The organism is Frankia sp. CoWAU3 (assembly GCF_977971855.1).
This window is the reverse complement of sequence record NZ_CDWWXB010000157.1, coordinates 1-5,537: the sequence shown is the minus strand read 5'-3', so window position 1 is coordinate 5,537 and position 5,537 is coordinate 1. Positions and strand designations below refer to the sequence as shown.

Annotated in this window: 5 protein-coding genes; 4 read left to right on the top strand and 1 reads right to left on the bottom strand. The window is 70.9% G+C overall.

The window, feature by feature from the left end:
- The first annotated feature begins 244 nt into the window (after nucleotides 1-244).
- From tal to pgl, 4 genes are all read left to right on the top strand, one after another.
- The gene (gene tal, locus AC08ON_RS13500; protein ID WP_476617092.1) at nucleotides 245-1,360 is read left to right on the top strand and encodes a transaldolase; all 1,116 of its coding nucleotides are present in this window, start codon (nucleotides 245-247) and stop codon (nucleotides 1,358-1,360) included.
- 142 nt (nucleotides 1,361-1,502) lie between these two features.
- On the top strand, nucleotides 1,503-3,035 hold the full coding sequence (gene zwf, locus AC08ON_RS13495; protein WP_476607823.1) for a glucose-6-phosphate dehydrogenase: 1,533 nt from the start codon (nucleotides 1,503-1,505) through the stop codon (nucleotides 3,033-3,035).
- Between the two features lie 20 nt (nucleotides 3,036-3,055).
- Entirely contained in the window at nucleotides 3,056-4,153 is a 1,098-nt protein-coding gene (locus AC08ON_RS13490) for a glucose-6-phosphate dehydrogenase assembly protein OpcA (RefSeq protein ID WP_476607822.1), read from the top strand.
- Nucleotides 4,150-4,947 (top strand): 6-phosphogluconolactonase, encoded by a 798-nt coding sequence (gene pgl / locus AC08ON_RS13485; RefSeq protein ID WP_476607821.1) that lies wholly within the window; start codon nucleotides 4,150-4,152, stop codon nucleotides 4,945-4,947. The genes AC08ON_RS13490 and pgl overlap by 4 nt, the downstream gene beginning before the upstream one ends.
- Nucleotides 4,948-5,016: 69 nt before the next feature.
- Here the strand turns inward: pgl and AC08ON_RS13480 are convergent, their stop codons facing one another.
- A complete protein-coding gene (locus tag AC08ON_RS13480; RefSeq protein ID WP_476607820.1) occupies nucleotides 5,017-5,406 on the bottom strand; it encodes an SHOCT domain-containing protein in 390 nt (129 codons plus the stop codon).
- Between the last annotated feature and the right edge of the window lie 131 nt (nucleotides 5,407-5,537).

Sequence of the window (5,537 nt, the reverse complement as noted above, 5' to 3'; positions counted from 1 at the left end):
GCAGGGACCGGGATTCCACTCGTCGTGCGCGTTGTTCTCCCAACCGCCACCCGAGACTGTCACGGGGATCCGCAGACTGGGATCAGACTGGAAACAGACTGGGATGGAGCCGGCCCCAGAGGGTAGTGCCCTGAAGGGGGTGCGCCCATCCGAAGCGCGAGAACAGCCATGAAGCGCGAGAACAGCTTGGAGGCCTTGGAGACATGGTGAGGACGCCACCGCCCGCGGAGAGGAAGTCAGCCCGATGAGCAATCCCCTGTCCGAGCTCTCAGCCGCCGGAGTGGCGGTCTGGCTGGACGACATCAGCCGGGACCGCCTACGCACCGGCAACCTCGCCCACCTGGTCGAGAACCGCGGCGTCGTCGGCGTGACGAGCAACCCGACCATCTTCCAGAAGGCGATCAGTTCGAGCGACCTGTACGACGAGCAGCTGCACGACCTGGCGATCCGCGGCGTGGACGTCGGCGAGGCCGTCCGGGCCATCACGGCCGCCGACGTGCGCGACGCCTGCGACGTGCTGCGCGGCATCTACGACGCCAGCGGCGGCGTCGACGGCCGGGTGTCCCTGGAGGTCGATCCCCGGCTCGCCCACGAGGCCGAGCGCACGCTCGCCGAGGCGCGTGCCCTGTGGTGGCTGGTCGACCGGCCCAACCTGTTCATCAAGATTCCCGCCACCCGGGCCGGCCTCTCGGCGATCACCGAGACGCTTGCCCAGGGCATCAGCGTGAACGTGACGCTGATCTTCGGACTCGACCGGTACGACGCCGTGATCGACGCTTTCATGACCGGTCTGGAGAAGGCCCTGGCCGCGGAGCGCGACATCTCCGACCTGGCCTCGGTCGCGTCGTTCTTCGTCAGCCGGGTGGACACCGAGGTCGATCAGCGGCTGGAGAAGATCGGCACCCCGGAGGCGAAGGCGCTGCGCGGCCGGGCCGCCGTCGCCAACGCCCGGCTGGCCTTCGAGCGGTACGAGAAGGCGTTCGCCACTCCCCGCTGGGCGGCCCTGGCCGCGGCGGGCGCGAAGCCCCAACGCCCGCTGTGGGCGTCAACCTCCACCAAGGACCCGTCCCTGCCGGACACGATCTACGTCACCGAGCTGATCGCGCCCGGAACCGTCAACACGATGCCGGAGGCGACCCTGGAGGCGTTCGCCGACCACGGGTCGGTGACGGGTGAGACGATCCGCCCCCGCTACGAGGAGGCCCATGAGGTGTTCGCCCAGCTCACGGCCGTCGGAATCGATCTCGACGACGTGATCGGGACCCTGGAGAGCCAGGGCGTGCAGAAGTTCGAGGACTCGTGGACCCAGCTGTTGGACACCATCGCGGCGCACCTGGGCTCACCCAGTTCGTCCGCGTAAGGCCTGGCGCCGGCCGTGGCCGTGACGGTCGCCACGGCCATCGCCACGGCCGTGATGATCGTCTCAGCGTCGTTCAGGGACACCCGACGGTCCCTGGTGAAACAACCTCGGAGAGACCACAAGCAGAACGAAGGGGGAACGGGTGGCGCCCACGGTGAGTACCAACCCGCTGCGGGACCCACGTGACCGCAGACTGCCGCGCCTGCCGGACGCGAGCGCCCTGGTGGTGTTCGGCGCTACCGGCGACCTGGCCCGCAAGAAGCTGATCCCCGCCGTCTACGACCTGGCCCACCGCGGCCTGCTGCCGCCGGGTTTCGTCCTCCTCGGGTTCGCCCGCCGGGACTGGTCCGACGAGGACTTCGCCGAGTTCGCCCGGCAGGCCGCCGAGAAGGGCGCCCGCACACCCTTCCGCGAGGAGGTCTGGGACCGGCTGGCGGGCTCCGTGCGGTTCCTGCCGGGGTCCTTCGACGACGACGCCGCGTTCGACCGGCTCGCCCGCACGCTGGAGAGCCTGGAGCACTCCCACGGTATCCGTGGCAACGCGGCGTTCTACCTGTCGATCCCGCCGTCGGCCTTCCCGGTCGTGCTCAAGCAGATGCAGCGCACCGGGCTCTCCTCGGCCGCGGGTTCGGGCAGCTGGCGCCGGGTCGTCGTCGAGAAACCGTTCGGTCACGACCTGGAGTCGGCCCGGCAGCTCAACGCGCTCGTTGACGACGTCTTCACCCCGTCCGGGGTGTTCCGCATCGACCACTACCTGGGCAAGGAGACGGTCCAGAACCTCTTCGCGCTGCGCTTCGCCAACACTCTGTTCGAACCGATCTGGAACTCCCAGTTCGTCGACTCGGTGCAGATCACCATGGCCGAGGACGTCGGGATCGGCACCCGGGCCGGCTTCTACGACGAGACGGGCGCCGCCCGGGACGTGCTCCAGAACCACCTGTTGCAGCTGCTCGCCCTGACCGCGATGGAGGAGCCGGTCAGTTTCGGCGCGGAGACCATCCGCACCGAGAAGCTGAAGGTGCTCCGCGCGGTGTCGCTGCCCATGGACCTCAACCGCTGCGCGGTAAGGGGGCAGTACGAGCAGGGCTGGCTCGCCGGGGAGCGGGTCCCGGGCTACCTCGACGAACAGGACATCCCTGCGCAGTCGCGGACGGAGACCTTCTCGGCGGTGCGCCTCGGCATCGAGACGCGCCGGTGGGCCGGGGTGCCGTTCTACCTGCGGACCGGCAAGCGGCTGCCACGGCGGGTCACCGAGGTCGCCATCTTCTTCAAAAAGGCGCCGCACCTGCCATTCGACGAGACCGCCACCACCGAGCTCGGCAACAACCAGCTGGTCATCCGGGTGCAGCCCGACGAGGGGGTCACGCTCAAGTTCGGCTCCAAGGTCCCCGGCTCGGCGATGGAGGTCCGGGACGTCGCGATGGACGTCCTGTTCGGTGAGGCGTTCACCGAGGCGCTGCCGGAGGCCTACGAACGGCTGATCCTCGACGTGCTGCTCGGCGACGCGACGCTGTTCCCGAACAACGCGGAGGTCGAGGAGTCCTGGCGGATCGTCGATCCGCTGGAGCGGCACTGGGCGGGCACCACCCCGCACCGCTACCGGGCCGGCACCTGGGGTCCGGTAGCCGCCGACGAGATGCTCGCCCACGACGGTCGCCGGTGGCGGCGGCCATGACCATGGATTAGGAGCCCCTCGTGACCACGTTGTGGGACACCACCGGTTCTGAGGTGGTCAAGGCCCTCGCCGCCGAACGACGGGCGGCCGGAGCCCTGGCCTTCGGTCTGGCGCTGACCCTCGTCGTCGTCGTTGACGAAAAGCACGTCAGCGCCGCTGAGGGCGCGGCGACGCTGGCGGCCTCGGCCCATCCGTGCCGGCTACTGATCGTCGTCCGCCGGCAGGTTGACGTGTCGCATCCCCGGCTCGACGCCGAGGTCTCGATCGGCGGTCGGCTCGGCCCGGGCGAAGCGGTCGTGATGCGGATGTCCGGCCGGTTGGCGCTGCACGCGGAATCGGTCGTGCTTCCCCTGCTCGCACCGGACGCCCCGGTGGTCACCTGGTGGCACGACGAGCCGCCGGCCCGGATCGCCTACGACCCGCTCGGCGTGTTCGCCGACCGGCGGGTCACCGACGTCACCGCCAGCCCGGATCCGCTGTCGGCGCTGTTCCAGCGGGCCGCGGACTTCGCCCCCGGCGACACGGACCTGTCCTGGACCAGGCTGTCGCCCTGGCGCACCCTGCTCGCCGCCGCCTTCGATGCGGTGGTCAGCGAGCGGCCGGACTCAGCTGTCATCACCGCAGGCCGGGCCGATCCGAGCGCCCAGCTGTTCGCCGGCTGGCTCCAGAACAGGCTCGCCGTCCCGGTGACGGTCGACGAGACGGGCGGCCGGCCCGGTATCACGGCCGTCGCCGTCGCCCTCGACGGGGACCGGCTGGCTGTCTCCCGCACCGACTCCCGCTCGGCGATGATCTCCCGCACCGGCTATCCGGACCGGGTACTGCCTCTGGCCGACCGGGGCGTCGGAGACCTGCTCGCCGAGGAGCTGCGCCGGCTCGACGACGACGCCGTCTACGCCGAGGCCCTGGGTACCTGGAGCGGCCTGCCGAACCTGACCAGACGCTCGCCGCACCGAGAGCACATCTGGCGGGACCCGATGGACCGGACCGTGGGCGCCACGGACGCGTTGGCCGCCGGCGCCGTGACGTCGGGCACCGCGACGTCGGGCACCGCGGCCCCGGGCACCGCCCCGATGACGAGTGCCCCGAACAACGAACGGACGGTGGGTGGCGCATGACGGCCGAGCCAGAGCTCGTCCTCCATCGTGACGCCGGGGTACTGGCCAGGGCGGCCGCGGCCCGGCTGATCACCCGGCTGGTGGACGCCCAGACGGCCCGCGGGGAGGCCTCACTCGTCCTGACCGGCGGTGGCATCGGCATCGCCCTGCTGCGGGCGGTGCGATCGAACCCGGCTCTCGACGCGGTGGACTGGGGCAAGGTCGACATCTGGTGGGGCGACGAGCGGTTCGTCACGGCAGGCTCGCCCGACCGCAACGAGCGGCAGGCGCGGGAGGCGCTGCTCGATCACGTCCCGGTGGATCCCAAACGGATCTTCCCGATGGGCCATCTGGCGGCCCCGACCGCGGGCGGTGACGTCGAGGGACGGGCCTCGGCCTCCGGCTATGCCGATCCGGAGTCCGCCGCGGCGGAGTACACCGCGCTGCTGGCCACCCGTGCCGTCGCCGGATCGGCGGTGCCGAGCTTCGACGTGGTGCTCCTCGGGCTCGGCCCGGAGGGCCATGTCGCCTCGCTGTTCCCGGACTCCCCCGCGGTCGTCGCGACCGAACCGGTGGTGGCCGTGCATGACTGCCCCAAGCCACCGCCGGAACGCGTCACGCTGACCCTGCCGGCCATCCAGTCCGCCCACGAGGTCTGGGTGATCGTCGCCGGGGAGGAGAAGGCCGATGCGGTCGCGGCGTCGTTCTCCGGAGCGGGACCGATCACGATCCCGGCGACGGGAGCCGTCGGCCGCGACCGCAGCCTGTGGCTCGCCGACCGGGCCGCCGCCTCCCGGCTGCCCGGCTGGCGGTGACACGGTCCGTGGACGACCTGTCCCGTAGACCTGTCCCGTGGGCCGGGCCCACGGGACGGCACCGGCGGATCAGGTCAGGATCTTGGTCTTGCCCCGCTCGAACTCGGCCTCGCTGATGATCCCCCGGTCGCGCAGGTGCGCGAGCTTGCCGAGTTCGTCGGCGTCGCTCGTCGTCCCGGCGGCCTCCTGGAGGTAGGCGCGCCAGGCCTGTTCGTCGCGCTGCGCCGCGGCGCGGCTGCGCTCGTGCATGCTGCCACCCCGCACGATCAGGTAGGCGATCACGCCGAGCCAGGGCAGCACCAGGATCGCGACCGTCCAGGCGGCCTTCGCCCATCCGGACAGATCCTGGCTGCGGAACACATCCATGATCACCGCAAACAGCAGCCACAGCCACAGGATGAAAGCAAAAAACCACAGCATATAGAGGAAGACGCTGAGTAGCGGAAAATCGGGATCCACGGAGTACCTCCTGTCCACCTGTCCACGCCATGGTCGGGCGGTGGCCTGGACGGGCCACCGCCGTCCCGGCGTCCTGGGCCCCGGTTCCGGCCCGGACCCGGTTTCTGACCCGGTCCGTTCATACCCGCGCC

Bases quoted from the DNA above. Each gene is read 5' to 3' on its own strand.
- tal (WP_476617092.1), top strand. From the start codon at position 245: ATGAGCAATCCCCTGTCCGAGCTCTCAGCCGCCGGAGTGGCGGTCTGG.
- pgl (WP_476607821.1), top strand. From the start codon at position 4,150: ATGACGGCCGAGCCAGAGCTCGTCCTCCATCGTGACGCCGGGGTACTG.